11 protein-coding genes and 1 pseudogene are annotated in these 19126 nt (G+C 42.8%); 5 read left to right on the top strand and 7 right to left on the bottom strand.

What is annotated here, in order from left to right:
* Positions 1-94: 94 nt before the first annotated feature.
* Together BQ7997_RS23355 and BQ7997_RS23350 are read left to right on the top strand one after the other, a co-directional pair.
* The gene (locus BQ7997_RS23355) at positions 95-877 is read left to right on the top strand and encodes a HipA family kinase (RefSeq protein ID WP_073348240.1); all 783 of its coding nucleotides are present in this window, start codon (positions 95-97) and stop codon (positions 875-877) included.
* Positions 855-1238, top strand: coding sequence for a DUF3037 domain-containing protein (locus tag BQ7997_RS23350; RefSeq protein WP_022137430.1), 384 nt, complete (start codon positions 855-857; stop codon positions 1236-1238). The genes BQ7997_RS23355 and BQ7997_RS23350 overlap by 23 nt, the downstream gene beginning before the upstream one ends.
* Positions 1239-1263: 25 nt before the next feature.
* Here BQ7997_RS23350 and BQ7997_RS23345 read toward each other — a convergent pair whose 3' ends face one another.
* On the bottom strand, positions 1264-2880 hold the full coding sequence (locus tag BQ7997_RS23345) for an alpha/beta fold hydrolase (RefSeq protein ID WP_073348239.1): 1617 nt from the start codon (positions 2878-2880) through the stop codon (positions 1264-1266).
* A gap of 235 nt (positions 2881-3115) precedes the next feature.
* Between BQ7997_RS23345 and BQ7997_RS23340 the strand changes: the two genes are divergently transcribed.
* The gene (locus BQ7997_RS23340; RefSeq protein ID WP_073348533.1) at positions 3116-3958 is read left to right on the top strand and encodes an aldo/keto reductase; all 843 of its coding nucleotides are present in this window, start codon (positions 3116-3118) and stop codon (positions 3956-3958) included.
* A gap of 234 nt (positions 3959-4192) precedes the next feature.
* Here BQ7997_RS23340 and BQ7997_RS23335 read toward each other — a convergent pair whose 3' ends face one another.
* Together BQ7997_RS23335 and BQ7997_RS23330 are read right to left on the bottom strand one after the other, a co-directional pair.
* Complete coding sequence (locus tag BQ7997_RS23335) at positions 4193-6145, bottom strand: glycoside hydrolase family 97 protein (protein WP_073348238.1); 1953 nt, start codon at positions 6143-6145, stop codon at positions 4193-4195.
* Between the two features lie 70 nt (positions 6146-6215).
* The gene (locus BQ7997_RS23330) at positions 6216-7097 is read right to left on the bottom strand and encodes an AraC family transcriptional regulator (protein ID WP_073348237.1); all 882 of its coding nucleotides are present in this window, start codon (positions 7095-7097) and stop codon (positions 6216-6218) included.
* A gap of 119 nt (positions 7098-7216) precedes the next feature.
* On the opposite strand from BQ7997_RS23330, the gene BQ7997_RS23325 reads away from it, so the two are divergent.
* Both BQ7997_RS23325 and uxuA read left to right on the top strand, forming a co-directional pair.
* A complete protein-coding gene (locus tag BQ7997_RS23325; RefSeq protein WP_073348236.1) occupies positions 7217-8032 on the top strand; it encodes an SDR family oxidoreductase in 816 nt (271 codons plus the stop codon).
* Positions 8033-8072: 40 nt separating this feature from the next.
* Positions 8073-9260 carry a mannonate dehydratase gene (gene uxuA, locus BQ7997_RS23320; protein ID WP_097677853.1) on the top strand — a complete coding sequence of 396 codons (1188 nt, stop codon included), beginning with the start codon at positions 8073-8075 and terminating at the stop codon, positions 9258-9260.
* Between the two features lie 111 nt (positions 9261-9371).
* Here the strand turns inward: uxuA and BQ7997_RS23315 are convergent.
* From BQ7997_RS23315 to BQ7997_RS23300, 4 genes and pseudogenes are all read right to left on the bottom strand, one after another.
* Positions 9372-11863, bottom strand: a pseudogene (locus BQ7997_RS23315) (family 43 glycosylhydrolase).
* 518 nt (positions 11864-12381) lie between these two features.
* The gene (locus BQ7997_RS23310) at positions 12382-15990 is read right to left on the bottom strand and encodes an alpha-L-rhamnosidase (protein ID WP_083589341.1); all 3609 of its coding nucleotides are present in this window, start codon (positions 15988-15990) and stop codon (positions 12382-12384) included.
* Between the two features lie 303 nt (positions 15991-16293).
* Positions 16294-17697 carry a glycosyl hydrolase family 28 protein gene (locus BQ7997_RS23305; RefSeq protein ID WP_073348531.1) on the bottom strand — a complete coding sequence of 468 codons (1404 nt, stop codon included), beginning with the start codon at positions 17695-17697 and terminating at the stop codon, positions 16294-16296.
* A gap of 108 nt (positions 17698-17805) precedes the next feature.
* Positions 17806-19104, bottom strand: a complete 1299-nt coding sequence (locus BQ7997_RS23300) for an alginate lyase family protein (protein WP_073348235.1) — start codon at positions 19102-19104, stop codon at positions 17806-17808.
* Positions 19105-19126 lie beyond the last annotated feature (22 nt).

The following is a 19126-nucleotide window of genomic DNA, read 5'->3' as shown; positions in this document are numbered from 1 at the left end:
ATTAAGCTACAATTCTTTAATTTAAAGCCCACTTTCTTATAAAATTCATCTGAAACGTCCTATCTTTATTGCCCGAATCAAAGAAAGGAGCTACATGGATTTACGTACGGCAAATGTTACAAGATATATTCTTCCTCTGCGTGAGGGGGGCTCATTGCCTGCTTTGGCCGAAGCTGACGATGAATTTAAGTATGTAGTCAAATTCAGAGGGGCAGGACACGGTACGAAAGCACTGATTGCCGAACTGATTGGTGGGGAGATAGCCCGTGCACTAGGTTTCAGAGTCCCCGAAATCGTTTTTCTGAATCTGGACGAAGCCTTCGGACAGACGGAAGCGGATGAAGAAATACAGGATTTGCTTCAATGGAGCCGTGGGCTGAATATGGGACTGCATTTCCTTTCCGGTTCACTGACTTTTGACCCGGTAGTGCATACGGTGGATGGAAAGACTGCTTCGCAGGTAGTATGGCTGGATGCCCTGTTGACTAATATAGACCGCACCATCAAAAATACCAATATGCTGATGTGGCATAAAGAGCTATGGTTGATTGACCACGGGGCTTCCCTCTATTTTCACCATTCCTGGACTAACTGGCAAAAACAGGCACTTGTTCCTTTTGTACAGATAAAAGACCATGTACTACTACCGTTTGCCGATAAACTGGAAGAAGCAGACGCTGAATTCAGGCAGTTATTGACTTCCGATAAAATACGTGATATAGTCAATACTGTTCCCGACGACTGGTTGAACTGGACGGAAGGCACAGAAACGCCACAGGATTTGAGAGAGGTTTATTTTCAATTCTTAGAAGAAAGGATGAAGCATTCCGAAACATTTGTAAATGAAGCACAAAATGCAAGAAAGGCACTTATATGAATACGCAGTTATCCGCTTCGTTCCCAAAGTAGAACGTGAGGAGTTTATCAACGTGGGGATTGTACTGTTTTCCAAACGAGCTAAATACCTGAAGTCCCTCTATATGATAAATGAGAATAAACTGAAACTGTTTTCTTCCGAACTGGATATTCATTGTCTGAGAGAAGGATTACAGGTATTTGACAAGATATGTATAGGAAATAAAGAAGGGGGAGCCATAGCCAATATGGATATTCCCGACAGGTTTCGTTGGCTGACTGCGGTCAAAAGTTCCTGTATACAGGTGTCCCGCCCGCATCCGGGATTTTCGGCTGATTTAGACAAGACTTTGGAAAGATTGTTCAAGGAACTGGTACTCTGATTCGCTGAACAATCTCTCCGTCAAACTAACGGGCAGCAATGTAGAAACTCTGTTCTACCGCTTCGGCAGTCTGCACTTGAGGTTCTCCACTACGTCCATATTGCCAGGCTACTACCGTAACCTTTACCGGAAACTTTGCACGCGGGGGAATTTTTGTCAATACAAGCTTGTCGCCCTTTATTTCTGCCGGGCCTTCCTTTACATAATAGCAGACCGGAAGGCCGGAATCTGAAGTTCCTTTCAGTGTTATTTCTTTCACTGAAGCCTTTACATCCGATAGTTTCGGGAAAGTAATATGTTGTGGTATCCCTTCCTTATTCCGATGCGGAATACGAATTTCTACCTGCTGGACGGCACTCCGGTATTTATGGTCTTGCTTTACGGAAGCCATCAGGCAGATGCTTCCTGTACGCTTGGGATTATCCAACCCCATCCGATAGAAACGTACAGTAAAAGTCGTATCATTCACAACTTCCACAGGGCCACAGATTCTCGACATCCGAATCGGACGTGTACCATGTTCTTTTGAATATTCGTTCCTTAGCGTATCTGTATACACTGCTTTCAAGTGGAAAGTGACTCCATCCGCTTCGGGTTGAAAAGAAGGGGACATACGCACATGGGATTCCGGATTGAAAGTAATCAGTTTTCCTTTTTGCTCAAAGCCGATATACTGTTCTGTCTTTCCGCGTTCATTGGCATAGTATTTTTCTGTGGCATCCGCCATTTCCTTATCAAAATACCAGAATGCATGGTTCTTGTCTCCTTTATATTTATCATAGGGAGCGGCTTCGCTTGCAGGCATTTTATTTTTCCGCCAACGGTCTGCCAGCCAACCATTCTTTGCTTCTACCGGGATTAACCGGACGGGAGTATCCGATGGCGAATATATTGGCAACCGGTATTGCACTGCCTTTTTCAGAAAGAGTGAAAGATAATCAATCAATTCATCGGAAATATCAAAATGTCCGTGTCCTGCATCTGCAAGGAATGAAAGAGGGGCATTCGGGTATTCACGACGATAATCGAAAGAGGTTATCAACCGGTCTTCCCACCATTCATCCTCTCCCATTACCATTAATGAGGGGATACCTTCTATTGTACGGGTTCCCCAATCCAAATTCGCACGCCCGTAACCTGTCAGATGAGTCCTGGGAGAATCACCGTGAATAGAGAGTACGGCCAATGTCCGTTCGGGATTCCACGCGGCAAAGTTCCACGGATAAGTAGCCATTGCCGAGTGTCCGACAGGGATGACCGGGGCAAATTCGAGTTCTGTATACCCGCTTGTTTCAGACAGGTTCTTCATCATTGTTTCAAAGATTTGCCGAGTACCTTGGGCCACGTCCCATCGTTGGTCTATTCCGGGAGTTATCCATATCTCCGCGATTCCCAGCTTACTCATGTTCTTCCGGAATTCGGGATGCTCGAAAATCGTTTCTTCGGTCATATTATGTTGCCCGATGATGACGGCACGGACTTGCTTGCAGTTTTCCGGTATCCATAGATAGGCGGAAGGGTGAGCGTTTGTCTCTTCCGAAATCAGCTCTTTTATTTCTACTGACCATTGCCAGGGGGCGGCTGCAATCCGGGCAACCTGCATGAACAGGGATAACAAAACAACAAGAAAATATTTATTCATAATGCTTCTTTTAATTGATTTAACTCCATATACTACGAATATGGAGAACAAAACACTCAAAAAATAACTATATATATATGAGAGATTAAATGCAAAGATAGGGCTATCCGTAAAAATGGTAGCAAAACCCGTAATCTATATAAAGACAGATTACTATTTACAGGCTAACTTTGCATAGAGGAAATAAAGATAATAAAAACATTAGAATACGCTTTTATTTTAATATAGCTTGATTATGGAAAAAGTAAAATTGAACAATGGCATTGAAATGCCTGTTTTGGGTTATGGTGTTTATCAGGTTACGCCTGAGGAGTGTGAACGTTGCGTATCAGATGCAATTAGTGTAGGCTATCGCTCTATTGATACGGCACAAGCCTATCACAATGAGGAAGGTGTGGGAAATGCAATCAGCAAAAGTGGTGTGCCGCGTGAGGAACTGTTCATCACTACAAAAGTATGGATTTCAAATGCCGGTTACGAAAAGGCCAAAGCTTCTATTGATGAATCGCTGCGCAAATTGAAGAGTGATTATATCGACTTGTTGCTCATTCATCAGCCATTCGGTGATTATTATGGAACTTACCGGGCTATGGAAGAAGCATACAAAGCCGGAAAACTTCGTGCAATCGGTGTCAGCAACTTCTATCCCGACCGCTTTGTAGACCTGGCAGAATTCTGCGAAATCACTCCTGCCGTCAATCAGGTGGAGACACACGTTTTCAACCAACAGATAAAGTTACAGGAAGTAATGAAGGAATATGGTACTAAAATTATGTCATGGGGCCCGTTTGCCGAAGGTAGAAACGACTTCTTTACAAACCCGACTCTCCAGGAAATCGGTAAAGAATATGGTAAGTCTGTGGCACAGGTGGCACTGCGTTATCTGATTCAACGTGATATTATCGTGATTCCCAAATCTACTCATAAAGAACGTATGATTGAGAATTTCAATGTTTTCGATTTTTCGTTAACACCGGATGATATGGCGGCTATCGCTGCGCTTGACACAGCTAAAACCCTCTTCTTCTCTCACTATGACCCGGCGATGGTGAAGTGGTTGATTAATTATGGTAAATAGTGGTAAGTAGCAATTCTCAACAGAGACCACTAATAGGAATTTAATTTAGACATAAGAACAAAAGAACATAAAGGCTCCGCTTGGAAAATTATTTCTGCGGGTCATTAAACTGCTACTGTTTCAGCTTTTGTTCTTATGTTCTTCTGTCTAAATAGAAAGTTATTAATCTGTCTGCTAAAAAAATATCATTTACTTGTCATTTTCACATACTCAATGGTCATCTAAATAATTGAGTCATTTTTTCAGCGGAGTGAAATGTAACGCGACTCCACCACTTGCTTTCAACTTCAAGACGAGCTTATCGCCTGCCTTTATCTTTTTATGGGTACTGCGCACTTTCGTGCGTGTATTCAATTTGTCATCATCTTCATACAGATGAAGCATATACTTTTTCCCCGATTCCAGAAAATCCGTAGTCAATGTAACAGTACGGGGTTCGGTGTTCGTCATTGCCCCTACAAACCAGTCATTTCCTGAGCGACGAGCCTGAACGATATATTCACCAATTTCTCCATCCAATGCACGGCTGTCATCCCATACACTCGGAATGGCTTTCCAAAATTCCAGTTCTTCTTCTCCTTTATAGAATTCCGGCCTGTCATACCAGTACATAAATTGCAAAGGACTGTAATACACTGCTGCCATCGCCAACTGATGTGCTTTCGTATTCTTCACCCGGTTATTGAAATAACATAGCGTATAATCTCCTGCGCCTGCAAGGAAACGGGTAAAAGGAAGAGTCGTATTGTGTGTCGCATCCGGCATTTCTTCATTTCCACGAATACCTTCCTGCGTCATCAGGTTGGGATAGGTACGACTGAAACCTGTCGGGCGATACTCATCATGAATATCTACCATCAGGCCGTATTCTCCACATTTACGGACTGCATCATGCAGCCAGGAGCTCCATCGCTGATTACCAATCTGCACAAACCCGAACTTGATACCTTTCAATCCCCATTTCTTATACAAAGGCAATAAAGTATCCAACTGCTGCACCAACGCACGCTGATTGACATACACCATAAGTCCGATTCCTTTCGATTCGGCATATTTACACAAAGCGGGTATATCGAGGTCTTTATCAGGAGAAACAGTAGTAGCGTCCGAACTCACCTTCATTTCCGGCCCGTACCAGCCTGCATCCATGTGCACATACTGGATGCCACGCTCTGCCGCGAAGTCAATGGCTGCTTTCACCCTATCCTGTTTCAGGTCACCCGAACGGAATACTTTTCCGGGTTTAATCCAGGAAGTATCAGCCAGTTTACAAGCCGGATTCAGATTCAAGACAATATCATTGTTATTAATCAAATCAACCGGACGTTCGCCGACCATGATGACACGCCACGGAGTGCTGTAAGGAGAAATAATATCGACACTGCTATACAGACTTGTCTCCAAAGTGGAAGGTTTCTCTACCGATAAACGGAACTTGCCACGGGCATAATCCACCATCTCCGCTTCCAATAAGGCTACTGATAATCCATCAGGCAGTTTCAAGGTCAACGGACGTTCACTCTCCTCTTTTCCCCATCCTTCCAACGGACGAAGTACGCAAGGGCCTTGTGCCCAACGCTCGTAATAAGCCATCGTTCCTTCTGGCATTGTGAAACTGGTCTGTTCGCCGACGATATGCAAGAAAAGCCCGTTTGTCGTTTCCGGGAAATGATAACGGAAAGCAACTCCTTCATTATAGGCACGAACGATAATGTTCATAAAGTAATTCTTACGCTTATCATAGCCGCCGTCCTGGTTGCCATTCCCTTCTCCCTTCTTGAATTTCAAAGTCATCTCATTGTAGCAATCACGTACTTCCGCACGTTCCCCATACACAGGCTTCCATATCTCATCCGTTTTTCGTTGTTCTGTCCCTGTCAACTTGAGATTTTCACACCAAAAATGACAAGTATCATTCGGAACCCCCAACGCCGACTCAAACAACTGATTTTCAATCAGAACACCCAATTTACTTTCTTCAATCACCGGACGGTTCTTATAAGTCAAGGTATAATACATTTGTGCATTATCCTCTCCTACCGCACGCTGATAAAAGGTAAAACGATAAGCCCCATCGGGAGAGGTCAGTTCCTGACGGGTTTCTGTCATCACATCCTGCGCTTTCAACAATGCCGGTATTACCAGCAACAAAAGCAAAAATCTTTTCTTCATTCTATTTACGTTCATGTTTATTCTTCTTTCCTATTATATACGAACGGAGAAGAAATTATACTCAAATGTTTATTGCCTGAAAAGCTTATTCCATCTGTTCCCTATAAACAGTCGGCGTCATCCCGGTCACCCGTTTAAAGATACGATTGAAATGCACAGGAGATTCAAATCCGCAGGTAGCACTGATTTGCGATATATTCATCATGCTACTATTCAATAATTTACAAGCATATCCGACACGCATATCAAGCACATACTCTTTGAATGTCTTTCCTGTGTTTTCTTTAAAGTATCGGCAGAAGGCGGTGGGATTCATCGCTGTGTAAGAAGCTATTTCATCCAAGCCGATAGACTCGGTATAATGTTTGTTCAGATAGGCAATCACTTTTTCCATCCTTTCATTACGCATGATGGAAGGGGACGGGGTATAATGGGAAGTAGTCAGATACTTCCTGTGATTGCTGGTAGCCATCATTTGCAGGAGTGAAAGCAGCAGGATGATTTGGTCGGCTCCTTTGGCAGAAGGTATCTGTTTTAATAACTTAATGATTTTTCCCGAACGGGTAACAGTGAATTTAATTCCCCTGCAAGCATCCTCCAACAGGTTCCTGATGGGAATAAACTGGGAATATTGAGAGATGGAATAATGCATGAAGTCTTTCTCGAACTGGATATTCACGCCTTTTACTTTCAGTTCGGATTTTTCTCCGTCATCAGATTCTTCCCCGCTATCCGGCGGACTCTGCATGCTATGAGGCAGTTCAGAACCGAAAAGAATCAAATTTCCTTCCGAATAAGGAATAATGCTGTCGCCTACGAGACAATCCCCCTCTCCTTTCTCCACATAGATAATTTCATACTCATTATGAAAATGCCACGGATACGTGAAACGTGGATATTCATAAAAGCGGGCACGGACGGGATTGGAAGTCGTAATCGTCAACTTCTCATTCATTATCTTCTTCATAAATCTTCTTTCTAAACCACTTTTGCAAAGATAAGTAAATATCTTGCAAATATACGCATCATAGCATGTGTAAAAACCCGCTATTTTTGCATCAATTCATAAAAACATTTGATAGAACCATGAACGAATTATTTAGTATTGCCGGTAAAGTCGCTGTTATTACCGGAGCAGGTGGTGTACTGGGTGGAAATATCGCCCAACACTTTGTACAGCAGGGAGCAAAAGTAGTAGCTATTGACATTCGTCAGGAGCAACTGGACAACCGTGTAGCTGAACTCAAACAATATGGTGACGATGTAATCGGTATCATCGGCAATGTCCTTGACATCTCTAGCTTGGAAAAAGTAGCCGAAGAAATCGTAGCCAAATGGGGACGGATTGATATTCTGCTGAATATTGCCGGTGGCAATATGCCGGGAGCCACTCTTGAACCGGAACAACATTTTTATGACATGGATATCTCCTGTTGGGAGAAAGTAACTAATCTGAATATGAACGGAACAGTATATCCGTCTATGATATTTGGCAAGGTAATGGCTAAGCAGGGTAAAGGATGTATCATTAATGTATCCTCAATGGCAGCATACAGTGCTATCACCCGTGTACCAGGATATTCGGCTGCCAAAACTGCCGTAGCCAATTTCACTCAATGGCTGGCAAGCGAAATGGCACTGAAATACGGTGATGGTATCCGTGTAAACGCTATCGCACCGGGCTTCTTTATCGGCGACCAAAACCGTCGTGTACTCATCAACCCTGATGGCTCATTGACAGACAGAAGCAAGAAAGTATTGGCTAAAACTCCGATGAAACGTTTCGGCGACATTAAAGAGTTGAATGGTGCGGTGCATTTCCTGTGTAGTGAAGCTGCCAGTTTCGTAACCGGAGCAATGCTGCCTATCGATGGTGGTTTCAGTGCATTCAGCGGAGTTTAAGTAATAAATAATAGCCTGTAATAAAGAGAAGAAAAAGACTATGATGGAAAAGACATGGAGATGGTTCGGCAAAAAGGACAAGATAACCCTGCCGATGCTCCGACAGATAGGGGTAGAAGGGATTGTCACTGCCCTGCATGATGTACCGAACGGTGAAATATGGACAATGGAAGCTATTAATGATTTGAAATCATACATCGAATCATACGGCTTGCGTTGGTCGGTAGTGGAAAGTCTTCCTGTATGCGAAGCAATCAAATACGCAGGAGCGGAACGTGAACAGTTGATTGAAAACTACAAAGTAAGCCTTGCCAATTTGGGTAAATGCGGCATAAGGACAGTGTGTTACAACTTCATGCCCGTTATCGACTGGATACGTACAGACTTGCAACACCCCTGGCCGGACGGAACCAGTTCACTTTATTACGACCGTATCCGTTTTGCTTATTTCGATATCCGAATCCTGGAACGTGAAGGAGCAGAAAAAGATTATACCGAAGAAGAACTTCAGAAAGTTGCCGAGTTGGATAAGGTAATCACAGATGCAGAGAAAGACGCACTGATTGATACCATCATTGTCAAGACTCAAGGTTTTGTCAACGGTAATATCAAAGAAGGGGATAAAAATCCGGTTGCCATCTTCAAGCGGTTACTTGCTCTGTACAAAGATATAGACCGGGATGCTTTGCGTGAAAATATGCGTTATTTCTTATCTGCAATCATGCCCGTATGCGAAGAATATGGAGTTAATATGTGCGTACATCCTGACGACCCGCCATTCCAAGTCCTGGGATTACCACGCATTGTCACCAATGAAAGTGATATTGAATGGTTCCTGAATGCCGTAGATAATCCACATAACGGACTGACTTTCTGTGCAGGTTCTTTGAGTGCAGGTGAACATAACGATACCCGTGAACTGGCAAAGAAATTTGCCAGACGCACACACTTTGTACATCTGCGTAGCACGGCTGCCATGCCGGGCGGAAACTTCATTGAAAGTTCCCATCTCACAGGACGGGGACATTTGATTGACCTTATCCGTATCTTTGAAAAGGAAAATCCGGGACTGCCCATGCGTGTAGACCATGGACGGATGATGCTTGGAGACGAAGATAAAGGATATAATCCGGGATATTCTTTCCACGGGCGTATGTTGGCTCTGGCACAAGTGGAAGGGATGATGGCTGTGGTGGATGATGAGAAAGGACGACAGATAAAACTATAAATAAAAAAGTCCGAGTATTCGTTATGCATTAAGGAAATCCTCGGCTATAAAAACAGAAAGCAGTCTTTTCAGAAAGGTGAAAGACTGCTTTCCTACTAACGGAATGCTCCATCATTCGCCGTTCCTGTTGTTTTGTGCAACTTCGACAGATGTCATAGGTACAAATTTCCTTTTATTCTTCTGCCAATATTTCTCGAGTTTATCAGCTTCTTCAGCAGTCAGATGGATGACTGCACCATGTTTGGGAGCACTATAATTAGTAGTTTTCATTACTCCTTCATTGAAACGTCCCAAGTTTTTAAAGTTCACAAAGTCCGATGTTTCAATAAAACCGAAATTGTGAGGGGTCACACTATATACATCATACATCAATACCCATTTATCTTCACCGATGCGCTTCCATACAGTAGGAGCCTCACAAGCTTTAGGCTCAAAATCATACCAGCGCGGGTCATACTCATAATCCCTATTCACACGATTCGAAACTGCTTGCTTGATTCCTGCCGTCCCATCGTGGGCGACATAGAACAAGTGATATTTATCCCCCACTTTCGTAATGTCTCCATCAATAGCAGAAACATCCTCATTAGGATATTCAAACAAAATCTGCGGCAAACTTTCAATGGTATCAAAGTCATCATTTACATATACATAATACAGTTTGTTCGCTTCATTTCTAAAACGCATCGTGTAATAAATCATCAGTTTTCCTTGCTTTTCATTATATGTTACTTCCGGAGCCCATGCACAACCTATTTCACTCAATCCTGCCGTTAACTTATTAAAACGGATATTCGCACGTTTCCAGTTAACCAAATCCCATGATTTCATCAACACGAGTCCACGGTTATTTCCCCAACCATACATTTTCCCATCACGTTCCCATTCAGTCTCCCGATAACCGTCACGTTTTGCAAATACGTGCAAGTCTGTCATTGCCAAATAAAAAGCGCCATCCGGTCCACGATAAATATGCGGATCACGAATACCTCTCTGACAAGCAATCGTATCTCCGGCAATAACCGGCTCTGCATCATTCAATGCCGTAAATGTATAACCGTCACGACTGATAGCCATATAAAGCCCATGCGTCTCGTCCTTGTGGAATACCATGAGATAAGCACTCATGTCTTTTTCCCGTGGAATGGCATTCTTATATCGGAACTGTTTAAATCCGGCAGCTCCCTTTCCGGCAGACAACAATCCTATACGCAAGGCATAGAAGCCATGATAATTATTGTGGTGCATTTGTGACACATCAACTTTTTCCGCAAGGGTAATCCACTCCTTACTATCTTTGCTCACCATTATACGCAGATTGTTACCCTGATTATGGATTTTAGCAATAAAACGTTTACCCAACTCATTAGGTAATTCCAGTTGCTTGTTTGTATTCTGATATACAATAAACTTCTTTCCGTCAGAAACAACACCCGCATATGCCTTTTCATTATAAAATAAGATAAGTCCGGCTGTATTCCCGTTGCCGGTATTTATCTCTACTTGGGTTTCATAATTCTTATCTTCGGCAGTTGTCAGAAGCAGGCGTCCGTTAGCAGGAGTACTTCCCTTAGCCTTTATCCAAAGGGTGCCATTATCTAAAGTCAAAGATTTCGGGGCATATTCTTTCCAGAAAGTCCATTGGAGTCCTAAACTTGCTTCGCTAAAGTCATCAGACAACTCTATTCCATGCTTGATTTGTTTATCCGACCTAATCGGAGTAGCAGTAGTTTTGGTACGGTACCAGCCATCCGTTGTCCATTCAATAGGTTCTATTAAAGTCTGACGTCCTAGGGTATGATAACCTTTCGCATAAGCATGATACACAATCCACCAATTTCCATTTATGTCATCTATTAGTGTACCATGCCCTTTCGACCACCAGTTATCACGTGAACTATAAGTATGTACAATAGGATTGTATGGAGAATTCTCCCACGGTCCGAGCGGACTTTTAGAACGGGCAGCAACAACCATGTGGCTTGTAGCAGGTCCGGCAGTCCCGCCTTGGGCGGAAGTCATATAATAATAACCATCTCTGTAATTTAACTTCGGAGATTCCAGGCACATACATTCTGTATTCCATTTTTGGGGATATTCCCAACCGGTATAAACCGCTTTTTTTCTCCGATAGTAGCCAATCCGTCATCGGTCAGACGAATCACTTCACCTTCATTGACATACAGATAACGATTACCGTTTTCGTCAGCAATATGTCCCGGATCAATCCCCCCAATCTTTAAATCAACAGGCTTGCTCCACGGCCCCTGAATATCATTTGCCCAAATCACCCAATTAGTTCCGGCAGCAGGATAATATATATAGAACTTACCCTTGTACTTTACCAGATCAGGAGCCATAGCCGAACCTTTCCAATCTGTCAGGGCGCGGCACATTGGTTCCCAGTTTACCAAATCACGGGAATGCCATATCAAAAAGCCGGGAGCATAATAGAACGGTGAATGAGTCATATAATAATCCTCCCCGTCGCGTATAATACTTGGGTCAGGATAATCTCCCGGAATAATAACTTTCGGATACTCTTGTGCGTAAAACGACCAGTTCATCAATGTAAACAAGAATAGCAAAATACACTTTTTCATCATGTTCAAATCTTATTCAATTAGCAATATTAATAGACCATTTTATGTATGTTTCTATATTTAAATACGAACAGAAACCTCTATACACCTATTGAATAATGTATCCGATTCGTAATCAAGAGACTCAATAATTCACTATACAGCAGAAATAGCCGACAGGCAGTAACAGGGCTATTAGAAATGAACGACAATTCCTTGAAAATAGAACGTATTTATATAGGTTCAGTTACACCTTTACGTTAAGTTAACTCTTCATTCTATTGCAACGAAACCCTATTTTTCAAGAATGTTTCCAATTGTCCTGCGTAATAAAAGGGTATATTATACAACGTATATTTTTTGCCATCAGGTAGTTTGATTACATCCGAGCATAAAATCCCATTCCACAGACGCAAAGCCACAGTCTCTTTCGAGTCATTCATAAACTGATGCAAAGAGCGTAATTTTGAATTATCCCCGGTCTTAACTTCTATCGGCAATAAATGAGAGTTAAACCTATAAACAAAATCAACCTCCGCTTACGAATTACGTGCATCCCGTACCCAAAACATTCTTTTCTCTCCAAAAGTTACAGTGGCTCCCAGTAATTCCTGCCCCACTACTTGTTCTGCAATATCACCGTTCCATAACTCATCTGCATCAGGGGTAAAAAGTAATTTATCCTGCATGCCAATCTCAAAAGAATAACTACCTGACGAAAGTTCCAATATCACCTTTCCATCCTTCATGTCGACATACTCCACTCCTTTGCTCTTCTTTAAAGATTTATTCCCTTCGGTTATCTTCTTTACTGAAACAGCCGGCAGATATAACCGGGCAGTCGTATTGGCAGGAACTGTGAATTGGTAGGCAACTACATCGTTTTCCTTTTTCCAACTGCTTTCAATACGCCCATACATCGAATTATAATATCCCTTTGCGTAAGTCATGCCACCAGTCGTATCTACTTCCGGCCTCAACACAAAATGCTTGAATCCGGGGGAGTTTTCATCCCGCTCTATTCCTAGAGAACGATTGTACATCCATGCACCGACCGCCCCAAAAGAATAATGGTTGAATGAGTTCATGCGGTTATTTCCTCCGAATCCATCTTCGTGGGTATAGGAGTTCAATCTTTCCCATATCGTGGTAGCTCCCTGCTCTACCGAATACAGCCAGGAAGGATAACTGGTTTGCTGTAACAGCCTGTATGCCATATCACTGTAGCCATTGTCCGACAATGCTTTGCTAATCCAAGCAGTTCCGATGAAACCAGTCATGAGTGAATAAGAAGAAATTGTTTCGATCAAATTATGAATGAACTGCGGCTTGTTATCTTCCTCAACAATACCAAAGACCAATGGAAGTACATAGGATGTTTGTGTATCCACCAATGTCCCTTGCTTTTCAGGAATAAAAGCGGAAAAGACAGTTTTGCAAGTACCAGGTTGTATATAGGTTTTGTTGAAGAAAGCTTTTCTAACAGCATGAAGTTTCTGAAACCATTCAGCGTCAGCGGTTTTGCCCAAGACAGTTGCAATCTTATTCATCAGTTCCAAATCATAGAGGAAGTAAGCTTCCCATAAGAGTGACTTATCATTCTTTGAGTCCTCAAGCCCCAACCAGTCACCTAAATCTCCCCATGCCCTGTATTGGACAAGCAAATTCGTCTTCGGGTCGATTGTTTCATTAAGGATGTAGGAAATATACCGTTTCATTGAGTCGTAATGCTCATTCAACAGTGTTTTGTCTCCATATTGTTGGTAACATTCCCAAGGTACCGTGATTCCGGCGCTTCCCCACAGAACTCCGCCAAATCCACCACCCAAAGGGGCGATATCAGGAAAACGTCCGTCCTTGCGCTGCACATCTCGCATAGATCGAAGATATCTTCTCAGAAATTGCGGGACATCTGCCAAATAGGTAGCAGTTCGGGAAAAGACGGAAATATCCCCTGTCCAACCCAAACGTTCATTCCTCTGCGGACAATCCGTAGGGACAGACATGAAATTGGCATACGAAGACCATGTAATATTCTCCCAAAGTTTGTTTACTTTCGCATTGGATGTCTCATAATGAGAAGAAAGCTCATGAATGGAACTAAGTACTATACCTTTCACCGCATCCACAGGCAATGCCTTTTCAATACCGGTAATTTCTACAAAGCGATAACCGTGATAGGTAAACCGGGGAAGGATTGTTTCTTCACCACCTTTCGTTATATAAATATCCTGTGCCATAGCTGCACGGATATTCTCAAGCATTATCATGCCGATATTACTTTCATACTCCGGAAGATTGGGATATTTCACTTCCGCAAAACGCAAATTTATCTTCGTTCCGGGCTTCATTCCGGACAGGTTGATTTTTGGCACACCTGCCATATTCTGTCCCATATCATAAACAAATACACCCGGACGGACTTCTTCCACAGACAGAGCAGTCAATTCTTTTATAGCCTTCACCGTCTGACCAAACTGCCCGACAAGTTCAAAATCAGAGTAATCATCCACTTTCGGTTTATTCGGATTTCCTTCCGTACTAATATGACCGTCCAAAGTAACTTCACAGGCCGGATGCCAACCGGATGCATTATAGGCGGGGGTACTCCATCCCTCTATTTCCACCTCTCTCGAAGCATCGTATACTTCCCCTTGAAAGAAGCTGCCATAAAGCACAGGCCCTCTGTTGAAACATTGCCAGGTGGATGGGTCGGAAACAATCACTTTTTCTTGTCCGTCCGCATAAGTGATAACTAATTTTGCCAGGATAGACTGGCAGTCACCGAAGAAATTCCAGTTATCCCCTGTAAAAGTCGCTCCACCACTCCACCAACCTTCGGACAATATAGCGCCGAGAGCGTTCTTTCCAGAATGAATATGCTCTGTGACATCAAACGTCTGATACAAATGAGTCTTATTATATTGGGTAAGTCCGGGATTAAAGTAATCATCCCCTATCCGTCTGCCATTCAGATAAATTTCATAGATGCCACGTGATGTTACATATAAACGCGCCTTAGTTATTTTCGCATCTGAAGCGGCAAAGACCGTCCTGAGCATAGGAGCCGAATGACCTTTTGGCGTAAATGTTTTAAGAGTACCGGAAGCACCACCTTCTATCCGGTAATCTTCAACCTGCACTGCCGCTATCACATTCGAGGGACTTCTGAAATTCGCAATTTCTACCTTTGAAAAGGAAGCGGATTGACCGGCAGAGACAGAATAACCTATATCTCCGACCACCGGAAAAGCGATAAAATCACCACCCTGCCCTAACGGATTCAAGTTGACCGAGCCTATTTCCTTGTCGATATTATCTATATAAAAACGTGTAAAACCTAATTCTGAAGTAAGGCTTATATGATGACGTTCGTATTTGTTGTCCTCATTGATGATTGTCAGAGGAACAGCGAAACTTTTATAAGGAACCTCTTTTTTATCATTCGGGTGATATCCAGTCCTATATACATTCAGTACGGCTTCCTTACCGGAAAGCAAAGGAGCAATATCCAACTCTATCTTTATATACGATTCGTCTTTATTATTCTCCAAGTGATAAAGATTCCTATTTTGCCCCATCAGACGCTCGTCATTGGCTCCATAGATGAATCCGGCACGGGTACTTCTTGAAATCTTGTCCAACTGCAATGAAAAGTTCAACTTGAAAACGGGAAGATAATGGGAGTATAACATCCTGTCATCCTCTCCCCCTCCAATCCATTTGGCGTCGCTCCATCCCTGATAAGTACGGTCGGTACTCATCAGTCCGGTTTCGAACCAGGAAGAAGCGGAAGTTTCCTCATTTTTGTTGTTCCATACGCGAACTGTCCATAAATAGCGTGTAGTTGCTTTCAAGGGAAGTCCGGCATATTCGATATTCAATGATTTATCGTCGGCAATCTTTCGGGAATCCCATACTTGTGTACCAGCTTCATCAGTCACTATTATCTGGCGGGCTGTTTGTGTCAATCCCCTTTCATCTGTAAGCGCTTCCATCTGCCAACTGAAACGGGGTTTCTCCACATCAATCCCTAGCGGGGTTGTCGCATATTCCACTTGCAGTTTTTTCAGTCGGAAAGTAGTATCGGCTACACCCGGCAGGTTGTTTATCAGTATAAGTAATAAAAGGCAAATGTATTTCTTCATTGTTTCAACAATACGTTTGTAATCATATAATCTATCTTGTACAGTAATAAACTAATCGTAGTTTTTCTAAAACTTAATTGCTAACATGCAATGATTTAATACCCGTAACACATAACTTTATTCGTCTGACAGTTGTCGAACTTTCGTCTGACAATTGTTATTCTTTCGTCTGACAACTGTCAGACGAAAAAGAAACGGTTGTCAGACGAATAAAATCATGTATCATTAGCCATAAATCTATTAAACACTAAAAATAAATCTGCACAAACTCGAAATTAGTTCATAAGCATGAGAAACAAAATATTACTTGATACTCACTTTATCTACAAACCCTTTCATATTGACGTTCAAATCTTCCAGTGAAGTCACCCGTTTACCGTTCAAGACTATATTCTCGAACAGGATATTCCCGATTCTGCGGTTCTTATCATACCCTTCTATCAGCGAAGGATTGACATACTTGGCTGTACAAGAGATGTTGCGGAACACGATATTCTTTATACCCCGGCCCGGCCCTGTGTTATACTTCTGATTATACATCACACGGAGATGGAACAACTGTCCTTCCTGAATATTTTCCACACGAATGTCTTCAAAAGTAATATTTCGCGCAAGGTTATGGTCACCTACGTTGATAGCCATACATCCCTGATAATCACGGTCGTCCTCATCATGTTCCAGTATATCAATGTTCTTGAACAATATGTCTTCCAGAACTTCATCCCCGGTTTTCGTATTGCCATGCGTACCTATGTTGATAGGATGTGCGATGTCCGCCCAAAGGGTGGAATTCAGTACACGGATATTACGGCAATCCCCGTAATAATTCCAACGGTGGGTATAGAGAGCTATGCAATCATCCGAATTGCGCAGAAAGACATCATCAATCGTCACATCCGAGCAAGACATAAAATCCAGTCCGTCACTCCATCCCTGATAGCTGAATGATTTCAGGTTTCGGATGGTGATGCCGGTAGATTGCCCGCCGGAAACGGTGTAGTGGCGCGAGTTGACAACGGTAATCCCGTCAATCAGCACATTCTTGGAATAGGCTACGGATATTCCCTGCTGCGGTTCGAGCAACATGCCATGCCCCAAGATTTTCACATTCTCCACACTGTCACAATTAAGGCAGCCTTTCAATACTGCTCCACCTTCCAGATAAACTGTCGTATTGGAAGGAATACGGAAGCACTTTCCTGCCACATCGGTAGGTTCATGGATGCCGGACTCGAAGTACATCACATTCGGGTCATTCTTGTCGGGCACATTCTTAATAATCGGATTGGCAAATACGTGCAGATTATTCAAACGGTCGCCGTTGAATTCGACAGAGAGTTTTTGCGGTTTATCCAGTGTAAACAAAAGAAAGTTCCCGTCTATCTCCGGTTGAATGCCTTTGGAAAGGGGACGCACTACGGCAGAACGGATGTCTCCGTTATTCTTTTGCACCAGCACTTCCACTTTACCGGAGAAATCAAACTGTACCATGGTCGCATCGGACTTGGTATCCATATCCACCTTTACGTTATATTCGAAAAGGTCAACCCAATCTTTTTCACCTGCCTGCCGTACTTTTACTGTGTAATCATCGTTGTGACGGGCATAGTAAATGCCCATCGGTACGGGATAGGTGATGATTTCCGCTCGTAAAGTTCCTGTAACTATAGCGAGCAGACATATTATTGCAAATTTCAAATATTTCATCTTCAAAAAAACTAAGACCATTAAAATATCCGGTATCCTTCGCTTCAAGTTCTCAAGAAACAGAAAAAACATGAAACGAAGATACCGGTAAAAGAATATTATTTATTTTTATCTCGCATACATTAAAGTTCCAAAGCCAAGAGCATCGAAGCCACCGCTAGTTTCACCATAATTGCCGCCGCCACCTTCGGGAAATGCCCTTTCAAGACCTATAAGCGAATATTTCACTTTTGTGTCCAATACGTTCTTCACTTTAGCGTAGTGGTAATAAGGAAGTGCCCATATAGGTCTTAAATTTCCTCGTCCGGTTGTTCCCAGTTCCGGCTGTTCTACCGGAGATATGCCACCCCAAGGGTTCTGTTGATTCCATGTATACAATGTATAAGGCACTCCGTCATTCGTGTAGTTGAAACATGCCGCATATTCACATGCTTTCAAGAACATGTTATCCTTATATGCGAAGAAGTCATCCCCCTGATTATACGCAAGCTGACAAATAGTTCCAAGCAATCCGACGCACATCAATGTATGTCCCTGGTCACGACCGCTCTCCTGCAACTGTGCAAAGTTGGCATAAGCTCCGTCATATACATGATAGATAGCTAATGTGATACGACCATTCGTTTCTCCGATCTGGAAATGCTCAATAGCTTCATTATAAATATCACGACGGTCTGTCAAAATACCGATTGCCATTGTAGAAGCAAGGTTACACAATCCCCAGTTTGCCCAATAGTGTAAAGGATTCGTTCCGTGATGCCGAACTAGAAAATCCTTATTAGCCGGATAAAAGACGGAAAGCATCCATTGTTGATAAGCGGCAAAATCTTTAGGAGCCCATCCTGCATAGTCTCTTAACAGTTCGCCTGCTATGGCAAATTCATGCCCGTAGATTCCGGCACCTAAAGAGACATTGGAGTCTCCTCCCAAGCCAACACAAGTTTGTGCCCACTTATTCAGTATTTCCACAGCTTTCTTCGCATATTGGCCGTTCTCTTCTATTTTCCAACGAAGTGCCAGTTGGTAAGCAGCGGCGGCTCCGCGAGCCGCATTCATATAATTTTCTCCACTGCCACCACCTCTGACTATAATTTCGGTAGGATAAGTCTGAAAACTTAACTGAGCGTATTTGCTATTCTTCAATAACTCATATCCTTCCACCCAAGGAGATTCCCCGGCTTTCAATTTTTCACGGATACGTTCAAAGTCTTCTTCCGTATGCAGGCCACCTACGTGCTCCATCGCTATTGATACGTCTTTCAATTCCACCTCCATCATACTGGTTTCCGGAAGAGGTATTTTATATAAATCGGTTTCTGCTCCCACTTCCGGGAAATTGAATCCGTCGCCACATGATGTCATTGATACGAATGCCAATGCCGAAACTAAGTAATATAACTTTTTCATAATGTCTTTCTTTTTAATTTAA

It is taken from the genome of Bacteroides congonensis, from assembly GCF_900130125.1.
In the GTDB taxonomy this organism is placed as follows: domain Bacteria; phylum Bacteroidota; class Bacteroidia; order Bacteroidales; family Bacteroidaceae; genus Bacteroides; species Bacteroides congonensis.
This window is presented reverse-complemented; position numbering and strand designations above follow the sequence as displayed.